14 protein-coding genes are annotated in these 15,414 nt (G+C 63.6%); 10 read left to right on the top strand and 4 right to left on the bottom strand.

Annotated features, from left to right (window positions below):
* The first annotated feature begins 18 nt into the window (after window positions 1–18).
* From ACWTU7_RS15065 to ACWTU7_RS15050, 4 genes are read left to right on the top strand one after another with little or no spacing between them, the layout of a single operon-like run.
* Window positions 19–1,098 carry an ATP-binding protein gene (locus tag ACWTU7_RS15065; protein WP_287336526.1) on the top strand — a complete coding sequence of 360 codons (1,080 nt, stop codon included), beginning with the start codon at window positions 19–21 and terminating at the stop codon, window positions 1,096–1,098.
* Window positions 1,099–1,102: 4 nt separating this feature from the next.
* Window positions 1,103–3,361: a DUF5682 family protein gene (locus ACWTU7_RS15060; protein WP_455838974.1), complete on the top strand. Its 2,259-nt coding sequence runs from the start codon at window positions 1,103–1,105 to the stop codon at window positions 3,359–3,361.
* Window positions 3,354–4,592, top strand: a complete 1,239-nt coding sequence (locus tag ACWTU7_RS15055) for a VWA domain-containing protein (RefSeq protein WP_455838973.1) — start codon at window positions 3,354–3,356, stop codon at window positions 4,590–4,592. Before ACWTU7_RS15060 ends, ACWTU7_RS15055 begins: the two co-directional genes overlap by 8 nt.
* A gap of 5 nt (window positions 4,593–4,597) precedes the next feature.
* Window positions 4,598–6,016 (top strand): FAD-binding oxidoreductase, encoded by a 1,419-nt coding sequence (locus ACWTU7_RS15050; RefSeq protein ID WP_455838972.1) that lies wholly within the window; start codon window positions 4,598–4,600, stop codon window positions 6,014–6,016.
* A 42-nt stretch (window positions 6,017–6,058) separates the two neighbouring features.
* Here the strand turns inward: ACWTU7_RS15050 and ACWTU7_RS15045 are convergent, their stop codons facing one another.
* Both ACWTU7_RS15045 and ACWTU7_RS15040 read right to left on the bottom strand, forming a co-directional pair.
* The gene (locus ACWTU7_RS15045) at window positions 6,059–6,988 is read right to left on the bottom strand and encodes a pseudouridine-5'-phosphate glycosidase (protein WP_455838971.1); all 930 of its coding nucleotides are present in this window, start codon (window positions 6,986–6,988) and stop codon (window positions 6,059–6,061) included.
* Window positions 6,989–7,018: 30 nt separating this feature from the next.
* Complete coding sequence (locus ACWTU7_RS15040; protein ID WP_455838970.1) at window positions 7,019–8,173, bottom strand: carbohydrate kinase; 1,155 nt, start codon at window positions 8,171–8,173, stop codon at window positions 7,019–7,021.
* Between the two features lie 121 nt (window positions 8,174–8,294).
* Between ACWTU7_RS15040 and murQ the strand changes: the two genes are divergently transcribed.
* Window positions 8,295–9,218, top strand: a complete 924-nt coding sequence (gene murQ, locus ACWTU7_RS15035; protein ID WP_455839035.1) for an N-acetylmuramic acid 6-phosphate etherase — start codon at window positions 8,295–8,297, stop codon at window positions 9,216–9,218.
* A 194-nt stretch (window positions 9,219–9,412) separates the two neighbouring features.
* Window positions 9,413–10,543, top strand: coding sequence for an anhydro-N-acetylmuramic acid kinase (locus ACWTU7_RS15030; RefSeq protein ID WP_455838969.1), 1,131 nt, complete (start codon window positions 9,413–9,415; stop codon window positions 10,541–10,543).
* A gap of 144 nt (window positions 10,544–10,687) precedes the next feature.
* On the opposite strand, the gene ACWTU7_RS15025 is transcribed toward ACWTU7_RS15030, so the two are convergent.
* Window positions 10,688–11,866, bottom strand: coding sequence for an MFS transporter (locus ACWTU7_RS15025; protein WP_455838968.1), 1,179 nt, complete (start codon window positions 11,864–11,866; stop codon window positions 10,688–10,690).
* Window positions 11,867–11,914: 48 nt separating this feature from the next.
* Here ACWTU7_RS15025 and ACWTU7_RS15020 point away from each other — a divergent pair, with 48 nt between their 5' ends.
* The 4 genes from ACWTU7_RS15020 to ACWTU7_RS15005 all read left to right on the top strand — a co-directional run bounded on the left by ACWTU7_RS15020 (window position 11,915) and on the right by ACWTU7_RS15005 (window position 14,148).
* On the top strand, window positions 11,915–12,454 hold the full coding sequence (locus tag ACWTU7_RS15020) for an Lrp/AsnC family transcriptional regulator (protein WP_065008381.1): 540 nt from the start codon (window positions 11,915–11,917) through the stop codon (window positions 12,452–12,454).
* Window positions 12,455–12,594: 140 nt separating this feature from the next.
* A complete protein-coding gene (locus ACWTU7_RS15015; RefSeq protein ID WP_455838967.1) occupies window positions 12,595–12,753 on the top strand; it encodes a hypothetical protein in 159 nt (52 codons plus the stop codon).
* Window positions 12,743–13,162: a dihydrofolate reductase family protein gene (locus ACWTU7_RS15010; RefSeq protein WP_455838966.1), complete on the top strand. Its 420-nt coding sequence runs from the start codon at window positions 12,743–12,745 to the stop codon at window positions 13,160–13,162. Before ACWTU7_RS15015 ends, ACWTU7_RS15010 begins: the two co-directional genes overlap by 11 nt.
* Entirely contained in the window at window positions 13,159–14,148 is a 990-nt protein-coding gene (locus ACWTU7_RS15005) for a sigma-70 family RNA polymerase sigma factor (protein ID WP_455838965.1), read from the top strand. Before ACWTU7_RS15010 ends, ACWTU7_RS15005 begins: the two co-directional genes overlap by 4 nt.
* A gap of 5 nt (window positions 14,149–14,153) precedes the next feature.
* Here the strand turns inward: ACWTU7_RS15005 and ACWTU7_RS15000 are convergent, their stop codons facing one another.
* The gene (locus ACWTU7_RS15000) at window positions 14,154–15,413 is read right to left on the bottom strand and encodes an ABC transporter substrate-binding protein (protein WP_455838964.1); all 1,260 of its coding nucleotides are present in this window, start codon (window positions 15,411–15,413) and stop codon (window positions 14,154–14,156) included.
* Window position 15,414 lies beyond the last annotated feature (1 nt).

Below are 15,414 nucleotides of genomic sequence, written 5' to 3'. Positions count from 1 at the left end.
TCAATCCGGAGAATAGATATGAACGCTGCCATCCGTCTCCCGGTCGAGCAGGCGTATGCCTCTGAATTGCAGGCGCTGGCGCGCGGTGACGACAGGCAAAAGCCTGCCGGCTGGAGCCTCTCGCCACAGGCTGTGCTGACCTATCTGCTGGGCGGGAAGGCCGGCGACGGCACGCCGGTAACGCCAAAATATGTCGGTCGCCGCCGATTGATGGAGACCGCGGTGGCAACGCTCGCCACCGACCGCGCGCTGTTGCTGCTCGGCGTTCCCGGAACGGCCAAGTCCTGGGTGTCTGAACATCTCGCCGCCGCCATCATGGGTGACTCGACGCTGATCGTGCAGTGCACGGCCGGCACCGACGAGAACCAGATCCGCTATGGCTGGAACTATGCGCAACTTCTGGCAAAGGGCCCGAGCCAGGAAGCATTGGTGCCGACGCCGCTCTACCGCGCCATGCAGACCGGCAAGCTCTGCCGGCTCGAGGAACTGACGCGCATGGGGTCGGATGTGCAGGACACGCTGATCACCGTGCTTTCAGAAAAGATGATGCCGATCCCGGAATTGAACACATCGATCTATGCCCAGCGCGGCTTCAACATCATCGCCACGGCAAACAACCGAGACAAAGGTGTGAATGAACTCTCCTCGGCGCTCAAGCGTCGCTTCAATGTCGTCGTTCTGCCCTTGCCGGAAGACATGGCTGAAGAGGTGGCGATCGTCTCCAAACGGGTCGATGAGATGGCCGGCGGGCTCGACCTGCCGGTGCCGAAAAATGTCGGCGAGGAGATAGCCCGGGTATTGACCATCTTCCGTGAATTGCGCTCCGGTGCGACCGCCGACGGAAAGGTGACGCTGAAGACGCCTTCGGGCTCGCTGTCGACCGCCGAGGCGATCGCGACGATGGTTGGCGGGCTTAGCCAGGCGGCGTGGTTCGACAGCGGCAAGCTCGGCGCCGAAGGTCTTGCCGCCAGCCTTGTCGGCGCGATCGTGAAAGACCCGGTACAGGACAAGGTCGTGCTGGAAGAATACCTGGAAACAGTGCTGAAGAAGCGGCCGGACTATGCCGGCTACTACGCGGCCTTGAACGCAGCGATCTGACGCCGTGGGACAGGGCGACATCGCCTATTTCGGCATACGCCATCACGGGCCGGGCTCCGCCGACAGCCTCGCGCAGGCATTGCAGGATTTGCAGCCGGTCGCCGTGCTGATCGAGGGGCCGATCGACGCCTCCGCGCTGCTGCCCTTGCTGGCCCGCCCGGAAATGCAGCCGCCGGTGGCACTGCTTTGCTATCCGGAGGAGGATCCGGCTTCGACAAGCTTCTGGCCCTTCGCCGAGTTCTCGCCCGAATATCAGGCGGTCCTTTGGGCCGTGGGCAAGAAGGCGGCTTTGCGATTCATCGACCTGCCGTCGTCGGCGCGCTTCTCGGAAGCGGCGGTCGACGGCGCGGAAAAAGTCGATACTGACCGAGCGAAGGAATCAAGCGGGCGTGATGATGTGGCTCCGCATCGGCGTGATCCGATAGGCACGCTGGCCCACGCCGCCGGCTATGAGGATGGCGAAAGCTGGTGGTCGGACATCATCGAGCAGAATCCGGAACCAGGCCCCATATTCGCCGCCATCTCCGACGCGATGATGGCGCTAAGGGATGGTGAAGGCTCGATCGCGCAGTTCGAGGCCCAGCGCGAAGCGCATATGCGGTTCGAAATCGCGGCGGCGCGCAATGAATTCGACGGACCTATCGCCGTCGTCTGCGGGGCGTGGCATGTGCCGGCACTGCAGGCGACACACACGCAAAAAAACGATCAAGCCCTGCTCAAGGGGATTGCAAGGCGCAAGAGCACGATGACATGGGCGCCGTGGACGGGACCGCGTCTGGCGCTGGGCTACGGCTATGGCGCGGGCGTCGTCGCACCCGGCTGGTGCAAGCATCTCTGGCGCACGCGCGGCCGGCGCGATGCAGCAACCTTGTGGCTTGCAATGATTGCAGCGGTGCTGCGGGTGAAGGGTCACCTGGTCTCGACCGCTGCGCTGATCGAAGCGGAGCGGCTCGCCCGCACGCTCGCCGCGATTCGCGAGCGGCCGAAACCCGGGTTTGAGGAATTGCGCGACGCCGCAATTGCGGCTCTGTTCAATGGCGAAGCGTTGCTGTGGGCCCTGGTCGAGGCCGAGCTGCTTCTGGGTGCGGACGTCGGCGAAATTCCACCCGACACGCCGTTGGCGCCGTTGATCGAGGATCTGCAGCGCAACCAGAAGGCGGCGCGGCTGAAGCCTGAAGCGCTGGAGCGGGAACTATCCGTAGACCTGCGAAGCGACAGCGGGCTGTTTCGCTCGACATTGCTGCATCGGCTGAACGTGCTTGGTGTGCATTGGGGCAAGTTGACGGACGCCGGTCGTAGCCGCGGCACCTTTCGCGAGCGGTGGATCCTGTCCTGGGAGCCGGAATATGCAGTTCGCCTGGTGGAGAACCTGATTTACGGGCCGACCATCGAAAAAGCTGCCAACGGCCGCCTGATCCAGATGATCGAAGCCGCAGCGACCCTCGATACGCTTGCGGCACTGGTGCAGGGCGCCATCACGGCAGGCCTGTCGGAAGCATCGACTGCAGGTCTCGCGGCATTGGAGGCGCGAGCGGCGCGCAGCAGCGAATGCCTGGAGATTCTGGCGTCGATGCCGCCGCTCGCCGACATCATCCGCTACGGCGAGGCCCGCAAAACGGAAACGAACCGGCTGTCCGGCCTCATGGAGCGGCTGATCGTCGAAGCTGCGATCGCGCTTCCCTATGCGGCACGCGATCTGGATGAGCAGGCGGCCGCGACACTGGTTGGCGCGATGCGCAAGGCCGATGAGGCGATCAGGCTGATCGAGCCCGGGCAAGACGTGCTGAACGGATGGCGCAACGGGCTGGCTGCCGTGCTGGAGGGGTCGCGGTCGACGGCGCTGCTGGCCGGATGCGCCGCGCACCTGCTCTACGAAGCCGGCCGGCTGTCCGCCGAAGCCGCGGCCGGGCTGCTCGGGCGACGCCTGTCGCCGGGCACGCCGGTCGCTGAAGCGGCAGGGTTCTTCGAGGGCTTCTTCAGCACAGCCGGTCAACGGCTGATCTATGATGAAGGTCTGCGCGGCGCTGTCGATTCCTGGCTTAAATCGCTCGACGAAGATGCTTTCATCGCGCACCTGCCGTTGCTGCGCCGCGTCTTTTCCAATCTGGACAGCATGGAGCGCCGGCGGCTGATCGAGGCAGTTCTCGGCCGCGCCGCGCGCTTGCCGGCCGGCCTGACGCCGACGCCGGATGGCGGCGAGGCGTGGCGCCGACACCTGGAGCTGCTTGGACCATTGCTCACGGGAGGAAACGGCAATGGATGACGAGGGCGAAATGAACGAGGCCGGCCCACTCACAGCCGATGGCGGAAGGGAGCGCCGCTGGCGCCTGGCGATCGGCGCCGCCGATGAGGCATCGCCGTCGCTTTCCAGCGACGACAAACGGCTTTCGGCGGCGCTCGATGCTCTCTACGGCGATGGCGACAGCGCAGCCAGCGACCCGCGCAAGCGGCGCGGCGGACTCGGCCGCTCGGCGCCGCGCGTTGCACAGTGGATGGGCGATATCAGGTCCTTCTTTCCCGCGCAGGTCGTTCAGATCGTCCAGAAGGACGCTTTCGAACGGCTGGACCTGAAGCAGATGCTGATGGAGCCGGAATTCCTCAAAGCGATCGAGGCCGACGTCAACCTCGTCGCCGACCTGATTTCGCTGCGCTCGGTCATGCCGGCCAGGACAAAGGACATCGCCCGCACGATCATCGCCGATATCGTTGCCAAGCTTATGCAAAGGCTGGAGCAGAAAACCGCCGAGGCGATACGCGGCGCACTCGACCGATCGAGGCGCACCAACCGCCCGCGTGCACGCGATATCGACTGGCAGCGCACCATCTCGGCGAACCTTCGCCACTACCAGCCCGAGCACAACACTATCGTGCCGGAGAAGCTGGTTGGTTTCATGCGCAAGCAGCGCCGGCTGATCGATCTCGACGAAGTCGTTCTCTGCGTCGACCAGTCCGGCTCGATGGCAAGCTCGGTGATCTACGCCTCCATCTTCGCAGCGGTTATGGCCTCGCTGCCCGTTGTGCGCACCAAGCTCGTTTGCTTCGACACGGCCATCGTCGACCTTACCGAGGAACTCAGCGATCCCGTCGAAGTGTTGTTCGGCGTGCAGCTTGGCGGCGGCACCGATATCAACCAGGCCGTCGCCTACTGCGCCGACCGTATCGAGCGGCCAACCAAGTCGCATCTGGTGCTAATCACCGACCTCTATGAGGGCGGCAATGGCCAGGAGTTGCTGCGGCGGCTGGCGGCGCTGGTTCGATCCGGCGTCAATGTCGTCGTGCTTCTGGCGCTGACCGACCAGGGCCGGCCCGGCTATGACCCGGCCATGGCAGGTTCGGTTGCGGCGCTTGGCATTCCGGTCTTCGCCTGCACGCCAGATCTGTTTCCGGACATGATGGCGGCGGCATTGCGCCGGGAAGATATCGGTGCCTGGGCGGCGGGGGCCGATATCAAGCTCATTCGCGCCGACGCCGAGGCGCCTAGGGCGGACGAATGAGCCCCATGTCACAGAAGGTTGCCGAGCTCCTGTCGCGGCTGGAAAAACGGCTGGACAGATCAGCGATCGTCTCGGCCAACGATGCCGGACCACGCTACCAGGAAGACCCCGACGGCAAAGCCGGCGCACCGCCGGAGTTCGTGCTGCGTCCGCGCACTGCCGGCGAGGTCTCGGACATACTGAGCCTGTGCAACGACGCCCGGCAAAGGCTTGTCGTCCAGGGCGGCCGGACCGGGCTTGCCGGTGCGGCTCGCATCCAGCCCGGCGAAGCGGTGCTGTCGCTGGAGCGCATGACGGCGATCGCGGCTCCCGACCGCGAGGCGGCGACGATCGTCGCCGAGGCCGGCGCGCCGCTGCAGATGGTGCAGGACGCGGCCGATGCGGCCGGCTTGCTGTTCGGCGTCGACATCGGCGCGCGCGGTACGGCCACGGTCGGCGGCAATGTCGCCACCAATGCCGGCGGTATCCGCGTACTGCGCTACGGCATGTACCGCGCGCAGGTGCTCGGGCTGGAAGCGGTGCTTGCCGACGGCAGCATCCTGACGTCGCTCAAGGGCTTGCCCAAGGACAATTCCGGCTATGATCTCAACCAGCTATTCATCGGCAGCGAAGGCACGCTGGGCGTCGTCACGCGCGCCTGCCTGCGGCTGCACCCGAAGCCCTCCACAGAGGTCAACGCCTTCTGCGCGCTTGCTTCGCTCGACGCGGCGATCGCGCTGCTCGGCCTGCTCAGGCAGAGGCTTGGACTCCTGCTCTCGGCCTATGAAGTGAATTTCGCACCGCTCTACGGCGCCATGGTCGCCGGCATGGACGGGCCGGCGCCGCTGCCCGTCGGCTCGCCGGTCTATGTGCTCGCCGAGATACAGGGAAGCGAGCCCGACCGCGACGGCGAGCGTTTTGCCGATGTGCTGATGCAGGCGGTTGAAGACGGCATGATCGATGACGTGGTCGTCTCGCAGTCACCGCGTGAATTCCGCGCACTCTGGGCGGTGCGAGAGGACGCCAATCGCTTCCTGTTTTCGATAAAAGGCCTGATCGGCGTCGACATCAGCATCCCGTTGGCGCGGATGGGGACTTTCCTGAAAGAAGCGGAAGCTGCGATCCAGGCCATCGACCGCAACGCCGACATCTATGTCTTTGGCCACCTCGGCGATGGCAATCTGCACTATCAGGTTCGCACCCTGGATCCGGCGGCGGCGTATGACATCATCTATCGCAGCGTGGCTGCGGCCGGCGGAGGCGTCTCGGCCGAACATGGCATCGGCCTCGACAAGAAGGAATGGCTGCACCTGGTGCGCAGCGATGCCGAGATCGCCGCCATGCGGCGCTTGAAAGCAGCGTTCGATCCGAACAATATCCTCAATACCGGGCGGGTCTTCGACCTCTCACCGGGGGCTAGCATAAGTGACGTGCCGCCCCAATGAGGCTGGAAATCGACGGCCGGTAGCGCTGGCCGGGTGCTGAGTCTAACCGCCCACGGGCTTCAACCGCGCATGCGCCACTGCGATGCGAGCGGCGAGCGCGGCGTTGTTGCGGACCAGCGCGATGTTGGCCTTCAGGCTGCGGCCTTGCGAGAGCTCGTTGATGCGGGCGAGCAGGAACGGCGTCAGCTCCTTGCGCCCGATGCCGCGTGTCCCGGCTTCGGCCACCGCTGCCGTGATCGTGCCGTCGATGAAGGCCGGATCGAGCGCATCCACTTCCGGAATTGGATTGGCGACGAGGATGCCGGTGCCCGAGCCGATCTGCTCGTGCAGCAGCATAGCCCCCGCAATATCCTCCGGCGTATCGAGGCGGTGATCGGCTTTCAGTCCGCTGGAGCGCGTGTAGAAGGCCGGAAAATCGTCGCTCTGATAGGCAATCACCGGCACGCGTTGTGTCTCCAGATATTCCAGCGTTTTTGCAATGTCGAGGATCGATTTTACGCCGGCGCAGACGACGGTCGTGCCGGTCTGGCCGAGTTCGGTCAGGTCGGCCGAGATATCGAAAGTGGCCTCGGCGCCACGATGCACGCCGCCGACGCCGCCCGTCGCGAAAATGCCGATGCCGGCGAGTGCAGCGATCCGCATCGTCGCCGAGACCGTGGTTCCGGCCGAGCCGCCGCCCACCATGATGGCGGCGAGGTCGCGCCCGGATGCCTTGACCACGTCTTTTGCCGCTGCCAGCTGCTCCAGCTCAGTGTCGTCAAGCCCGACCTTGATCTTGCCGGCGATCACCGCGATCGTGGCGGGCATCGCACCGTTCTCGCGCACCACGGTTTCGACGCCGCGCGCGGTCTCCAGATTGGCCGGATAGGGCATGCCGTGGGTGATGATCGTCGATTCCAGTGCCACCACTGCGTGGCCTTCTTGAAGTGCTGCCGCGACTTCGTCGTTCAGGTGAAGAAGGGAAGGTGTCATCGTCGTCTCGCTTTCAGGGTCGTCTCGCTTTCAGGCGGGAATGCGGTACATGCCGGCAGTTAGGAGGCGCGGCGACAGATCGGGATGAACGCTGGATTCGCTCTCGGTGGTCAGCGTGGCAAGCAGCGCCCCGGTGCGGGCCGCGTTGGGCACGGAATCTCCCGAAAGCACCTTGTACAAGGTGCCGGCAATCATCGCGTCGCCGGCGCCAGTGATATCGACGGCGCGGGCTGGCACGGAGCGCATCGTCGACACACCATTGTCGGTCGCCACCGCAAATCCATGCGCGCCCATGGTCACGATCACCTCGCTGGCGCCGGCCGCGCGCAGCGCCGAAGCAGCCTCCTTCGGCTTCAGCCGCTTGTCGGCATCCGTGATGCCAAGCATCGTGTTGGCCTCGTCGCGATTGGTGAACAAAAGGTCGATGCCGGTCAGGTCCTTCGGCAGGCGTGCCGATTTCGGCGAAGAGACCGTGTCGACGGCGAGCTTGAAGCGCGCGCCCTGCTTGCGTGACATCAGCGCTGCGATAGTCGCGGCCGGCAGGTTGCAGTCGATGAACACCCAAGTCGCCGAAGCCAGATGCGGCCAGAAGCGGTCGAGATGGGAGGGCGAAAACAGATCGAATATCTCCATGTCGGCGATGCCGAGCACGAGATCGTTATTGAGGTCGAGGATCGCTGCATATTCCGCCGTCGGCCGCTCCGTGGTGGTGATCACCTGGCTGACATCGGCGCCGAGGTCGCGCAGATGCCGTACCAGCGAGCGGCCGGTCTCGTCGTCGCCGACAATCGAGACGAAGCTTATGTCGACGCCGAGGCGGACAAGGTTCTCGGCGACGTTGCGGGCGACGCCGCCGAAGCTGCGATAGCCGTCGACCGGGTTCGACGTCCCGAAGATCAGATCCTTCTTGGCGTGGTACTTGCGGTCCAGGACGGCGCCGCCGATGCAGATCATGCGCTTGGAGGCCGGCAAGACATAGCCGCGGCCGAGAATGTAGCCCTTGTTGACGAGCTGCACGATGTGGGCCGCGACGGTCGAGCGGGCAATGCCGAGCGCGGTCGCTATGTCCTGCTGGCCGGCGAAGGGGTTCGCCGCGATGAGATCCAGAACCGCCTGTTCCTGTGCTCCAAGGTTGTCCATCGTCTCACCCGGTCCGTCGAATTCATGGCTGACGTTGATCAACAACAGACGGTCTTGTCAACATTTGTTTGTAGCGAGTGAAGGTCCGTCAATGCTGGTACTGGTCGACGCTTGGCGCCGCATCACATTACTTATTGCCGACGGTAAGAACTTTGAAAGCAAGCGGATGAGCGAACAGGAGTTGATGTCGGAGCTGGAACGGTTGGTTTCCGAGGACCGGAACCCGAAGACGATGGATATCGACCTGCTGCCAACCATCGAGATCCTGCGCAAGATCAATGACGAGGACAGTGGCGTTCCGGCCGCTGTCGAGAAAGTCATTCCGGAAATCGCTGCCGCGGTAGACCGGATCGTTAGTGCGTTTCAAAAAGGCGCGCGGCTTGTCTACATCGGCGCCGGCACGAGCGGCCGGTTGGGAGTTCTCGACGCCTCGGAGTGTCCACCGACATTCGGTGTGCCCGAGGACATGGTGCTCGGCCTGATCGCGGGCGGCCCCAAAGCGCTGATGCGGGCTGCGGAAGGCGCCGAGGATGATCCGCAACAAGGCATGAAGGCACTGCAGGACATCAAGTTGACCGCCGACGATGTGGTGGTCGGCATCGCGGTCAGCGGCCGCACGCCTTATGTGATCGGCGGTTTGACCTACGCAAAGCAGGTGGGAGCGACGACAGTGGCGCTCTCGTGCAATCCCAGATCGACCATTGCCGGCATTGCCGACATTGCCATCTCTCCGTTTGTCGGCCCCGAGGTTCTCGCCGGCTCGACCCGGCTGAAGTCGGGAACCGCGCAAAAGCTGGTTCTCAACATGCTGACGACAGCCAGCATGATTCGGATCGGCAAGAGCTATCAGAACCTGATGGTCGACCTTAATCCCAGCAACAAGAAACTCGTCGCCAGGGCGGTTGGGATCGTGATGCAGACCACCGGCTGCACAGCGCAGCAGGCACGACAGGCGCTCGACCAGACCGGCAAAGACGTGAAGCTGGCGATCCTGGTGACAATCACCGGCATGAGCGTCAAAGAGGCGCGGCAAGCCCTCGACAATGCGGGAGGATTCCTGCGAAAGGCGATAGGCGAAAAGCCTGTGTGAGGATGAGGGCTGGCGGCGGCCGGCTGTGCAGGGGCGGTCGGGCATACCGCTATACCGGCATCGGACTGTGGATCGACCTCGACAAAGGCAAGGCATGGACCTTGCTCGCCAAACGGATCCATCCGACACATCATTCAACAGCGGAATCGCTTCGCCAATCGGTCGGCGATCTCGCCAATGGAGCCTAACAAATCATGATTGCGAAAAGTGACCAGCCAATCTGGGCCGTCGGCCTGATGACCGGCACCGTCCTCGACGGCAATATCGACGTCGCGCTGATCAAGACCGATGGCGAGCGGATCGCGGATTTCGGCACCTACACGCTGGCACCCTACCCCAGGTCGATCCGGACCCTGCTGGAGGAGACGCTGGATCAGGCCAGGGTGTGGAATTTCACCGGACCGGAGCCGGCGATCTTTCGCGAAGCTGAAGAAGCGCTGACGCGCGCCCAGTCAGCGGCGGTCAAGGACCTGGTCGAAAGCTATGGATTGACGATGGCCGATATCGGGGTCGTCGGCTTCCATGGCCAGACCGTGCTGCATCGTGCTCCGCAAGTCGGCCGGCCCGGCCAGACCCGCCAGCTCGGCGATGGCGAGTTGATGCATGCCATCCTGGATACAAAAATTGCCTACGACTTCCGCTCGGCCGACATGCGCGCCGGCGGGCAAGGGGCGCCGCTGTCCGCGGCCTATCACGCCGCGCTGCTACGCGATGCCGACGCCAGCGGCGACACGGCCGTTCTCAATCTCGGCGGCGTCGCCAACGTCACGTGGTGGGATGGCAAGGACAATGTCGTTGCCTTCGACACCGGACCGGCCAATGCGCCGTTGAACGACTTCATCAAGTCCAAAGGGCTCGGCGAAATGGACCGCGACGGCGCGCTGGCCCGCGCCGGCACTGTCGACGAAGCGCGGCTGACCAAGCTCTTGCAGCATCCCTATCTGGCCAAGCCCTATCCAAAGTCGCTGGACCGGTTCGACTTCGGCGCAGCCATGGCGGATGGGATGAGCGCTGAGGATGGCGCTGCACTGCTGACGGCCTTCACCGCCGCCGCCGTCGGCAAAGCGCTCGACCTCCTGCCACACCGGCCGAAGCGGCTGGTGGTCAGCGGTGGCGGCCGCCACAACCCGACGATCATGGCCATGCTCGCCAGCCGTGCCGGTGTCGAAGCCGTGCCGGCGGAGGCGCTCGGCTGGAAGGGTGACGCGGTGGAGGCGGAATGCTTTGCCTTCCTTGCGGTTCGCGTGCTCAGGGGCCTGCCGATCAGCTTCCCGACCACCACTGGTGTGCCACAGCCGATGCGCGGCGGACGCCTCGCCGGCTAATCAAGCCGACAATTCTTCTACAGGAAGACGCGGCCGCGGCCGACGGGAAGATCGGGAAGCACGCCGAAAGGCCGATAACCCCGACGCTCATAGACCTTGACCGCCTAGGGATTGAACGTCTCGATCAGCCGCGTGGCTCCGCGACTACACGGACCGCGGCGAACGCCACACCGCCGCTGAGGCCGCGACCAGCATGAGCAACGCTGCGACCACGGCCGATGCCGCAAAACCAAAGCTGGAATAAAGCGGTCCGAAGGCCGTGGTTCCGACAAACACCGCGAGATAGGTCACGGCGCTGTTCAGACCCATGATCGTGCCGCGCCGCGCCGGATCGAGCGCCGAGAGGCGCATCACCAGGACGTTCAGTCCAAAATGATTGGCAAGACCCCAGGCCGCCACCATCGCGATGGTCAGATGGAAGCTGCCGCCTGCCGCGGCCAGCGCGACATAGACGACCGCAACGAGCAGATAGGCGAACGGCATGACGCGTCGCGCGCCAAGGCGATCGATCACGCCGTCGAGAAGCGCCGCCATGCCGAAGCCGGCGCCGTAGGCGAGCGCGGCCAAGCCGTTGGCGCTGACCGGCCGTCCCAAGCCATTGTGAAGGTGATCGCCGAGATAGCCGTAGACACCGTAGAAGGCGGTCATGAAGGCGCCGCAGGCGACCAGAAGCGGCACTATGCCGGGCACGGCCAAAGCGCCGAGCGGCGTCGGCGCCGGGCCGCTTTTCCTGACATCGCTCAGCGACGTCAGCGTAAGACCGGTCAATGCGAGCGCCGCAAGGACCGCTACCGCCGCAAAAACAGCGCGCCAATGCACGAGGTCGGCAAGCACCGCCGATAATGAGACGCCGGCCACCATGCTGAGGGTCCATCCGGTCAGCACGACGCCGATCGTCCCGCTTTCGCGGCCAGGCGGCGCAATCGCTGCCGAGCTGGCATAGATTGCCGGCATGGCGACACCGGCAGCGATGCCGGCGAGAAGCTGGGCCGCAACCAGCGTTGTTACCGTCGGCGCGGCAGCGCTGGAGACAAGTGCTATCGCCAGCAGCAGCAACGCCCCTTGCAGCATGCCGCGGGCGCCGAGCCGATCTATATAGCGCGCCAGGAACAAGGCGCTTGCCGACGTGCCAAGACCGAACGCAGCGGACGCGATCATGACGGCCGGCACGCTCGTCGTAAACGACGCGGCCACTGCCGGTGCTATCGGACCGAGGACCAGCGAGTTGGAGCCGATCACGGCTATGCATCCGGTCAGCAGATAAGCGAGCGCCGGGATAGGCGGCCTTGCCGTCAAAGTTGCGACTTGATCACTGTTCGACATATGGCCATAATGGCCGTATTAAATTCTGTATCAATAAGGAACTTCATTATGGATGAAGAAACAGATGGCGTTCCGCAGAACCGGCCTGCTGCCCGCGATGTTGACGCAACCGACCGAAAGATATTAGGCGTTCTGGTCGATGACGCGACGATCAGCTATGCCGAGCTCGGTGATCGCGTCGGCCTGTCGCCGCCGGCAGCGCATGAACGGGTGAAGCGGCTTCGGCGCAGCGGCGCCATCCGCAACACCGCGGCGATCATCGATCCCAAGGCGGTGCGCAAGCCGTTGCTCGCTTTCGTGCACATCGACACCAAGGGTTGGGGAAAGACCCCCGAACTGATGGCGATTTCCGAGCACCCCGAAGTCGAGGAGATTCATTCGGTGGCCGGCGACACATGCATGCTGATCAAGGTCCGCACCGAGGACACTCGGGCGCTCGAAGGCCTGCTGTCGCGGCTTTACGAAACGCCCGGCGTCACCTCGACACGAAGCTACGTGGTTCTGTCGACCTATCTCGAGCGGCCGGTGCAGCCCGGGATCACGACAGAATGGCCGTCGCCCCGGCACATGGCCAAGCCGCTGTATTAGTCAAACGATCTTCACGCGCGTATCCAAAATCGAACCGGGAACGTCTTAGCTATCGGGTGCCTTGTCACGATCGAGGGACCGTTTCGTTCGCCGGTTCTCGATCATGACGGGAAGGCCCGCTGCGCAACCGGAGACGTGCAATGAGAAAATTGATCGTGGGCAGCTTCATTTCGCTGGACGGCGTCATCGAAGCACCAATGGACTGGGCTTCGCCCTTCTTCGACGAAGAAGCCAGGGAGCATTCTTACCAAAAGGCTGGCGAGGCGGATTTTTTTCCTGCTCGGTCGCGTGACCTATGAAATGTTTTCGGCGCGCTGGCCGCAGGTCAAGGGTAGCAAGTATATGGATCGCATGAACGGGCTGAAGAAGCTTGTCGCATCACGCAGCCTCAAAGACGTGAGCTGGAACGCGTCGCTGATCGAGGGTGATGTCGCCGCCGAAATCGCTAGGATCAAGCAGCAGGCCGGCGGGGACATACTGAAATACGGGGTGAGCAATCTCGACCAGACGCTGCTCGCCAACAAGCTTGTCGACGAGTATCAGCTCTCCATCGTGCCCACCCCGTGTGGGCCATGGCAAACGCGCTTTCCAGGATATCGACCCGTCCCTGGTCAAGCTGGAGCTTGTGAACACGCACCGGTTCAAGAACGGCGTCATCACGCTGACCTATATCCCACGGTGATCCGTCTCTGGATATTGATACCATGAAGATGCAGCCAAGAATCGATCCAACCGGGCATTTTGACGTCCGCTACGCCGCGTTCCTGGAGACGGTCGCACATTTGCGCGGATGGCTGCACCGCTACTGTGCACGCATGACAGGTTCGACGCTCGACGGCGAAGACGTCATGCAGGAGGCCCTGTTCGAAGCCTATCGGAAGATCGAGAAGCTTGACGATCCGAGCGCTCTTCGCCCTTGGCTGTTTCGCATTGCGCATAATCGCTGCATCGATTTCCTGCGAAGCAGACAAGCGCGCGAGCGTGCGGAGGCCAATTTCGTCGAAAACGAAATCATCCTGCCGGTCGAGCCGCCGGGCCAGGGCGCCGATCGCGCGATCGAACGGCTGGTGATCCACCTGCCGCCCAAGGAACGCGCCTGCGTCCTGCTCAAGGATGTATTCGACTATTCGCTGGAAGAGATCGCCGGCCTCGTCGGCTCGACCGTGGGTGGCGTCAAGGCGGCGTTGAGCCGTGGACGCTCCAAGCTGGCGATGCTGCCAAACGAACCAGACGTCCGTTCGGAGTCCCAGCGCAATGCCGAGCTTTCAAAATTGCTCAACCGCTATGTCGAGCTTTTCAATCGCCGTGACTGGGATGGCGTGCGGGCGTTGACCAGCGCCGATGCCCAATTGCGGGTCGCGGATTGCTTCAAGGGCCAGTTGTTGGAATCGCCCTATTTTGTCGAGTATGAAAACGCCCAAATGACCTGGAAGATGGTGACTGGCGAGATCGATGGCGAAGCGGTGCTGCTCGTGCTCCACCGCGGCGAAGGCGGTTGGGAACCAGCCCATCCGGTTCGGATCGAAGCGATCGACGGGGTCATAAACCGCATTGCCGATTATTGCGCCTGTCCCTGGATAATGCCGGCGGCCAGAGCGGTGTTCGTTTCCAACCGGGCGCATGCCCGGGCAACAAACGGGACGATGCAAGTGTCCGGCATCAACCCTGGTGAAATGATGCCGGACAAGACATAGGCGCCTTACTGAAGCTTCGCCTGCAGGGCGTTGACGTCATCCGTGGTCATCTCACCCTCGGTCGTCACCTTGCCGTCGACGATCTTCCAGAGGCGAAACGGGCCGGTGATGTCGCCGTACTTGTCGAATGCGACCGGGCCGATGACGCCTTCGTAACGGATCGGCTTGCCATCCTTGATCAGGCCGAGCGCCTTGGCGAACTCGTCCTTGCCGGCATAGATCGGCGTGCCGGCCGGATCGACCGCCTTGTAGATCGCGTCCTTGATCTTGGCCGGATCCTCGGAACCAGCAATGGCTATGGCCAACCCGACGATGGCGCCGGCATCATAGGACCGGTCGGCTGCCGGGTTCGATGGTTCGATACCGGAAAATTCCTTGTAGTTCTTGGTGAAATATTCGGTCGATGCGGTCGGGCTGGTGCCCGACGAAGTGCCATAGGCGTCCTTCAGGTAATCGGCGCCGACGGATTCGATGAAGTCCGGGCTGTTCATGCCGTCATTGAGCAGAAATTTCTGGACGCCGCCTTGCGAAATCCAGGTGCGGGCGATGGTTGCGCCGTCGACAGGCGTGCTGACGAGATAAAGCCCGTCCGGCTCGCCTGATATCGCCGCGGTCACTTCCGAGGCATAGCTCGACTGCTTTTCATTGTAAGGCGTGTCAGAGACGATGGTGCCGCCGAGCGCCTTATAGGCGCGCGAGAATTCGGCCACCATGTTGACGCCGAAGTCGTTGTTGACGTGGATGACCGACAGCTTCTTGAAGCCCTTGTCGATGGCATATTTGGCGGCGGCGACGCCCTGCAGCGCATCCGAGGTGATGGTACGGAAGAAGATGCCGTTGGTCTTGCCGTCGCGCCCGAGCGCCGTCAGCGTCGGCGACGAGGAAGCGGGCGACACCTGGACGATCTTGGCCGGAGCGGTGACCGAGGTCAGGATCGGGATCGATACCGAGGAGATGATGCCGCCGATGATCACCGGCACCTTCTTGACCTGCACAAGCTGGGTCGCGGCGTCGACCGCAATGTTGCCCTGGCTCTGGCTGTCGCGCGTGTCGGTCGCGAGATCGCAACCGCGAACGCCGCCGGCGGCGTTGATATCGCGGAAGGCCATCTCGACCGATTTGGCGCCGGCTTGGCCGTATTCGCCGGCCGGGCCAGTCAGTTCCATGACGAGGCCAACGGTGATCTTGCAATCGGCGGCTTGCGCTGCACCTGCTGCCGTCAGCAGAGCTAGCGCGGTGGTGATCAGAAGTATCATCTTTGTCATT

Source organism: Mesorhizobium sp. BHscii, assembly GCF_053848065.1.
The sequence above is the reverse complement of the archived record's forward strand: the minus strand, read 5'-3'. Positions and strand labels throughout refer to the sequence as shown.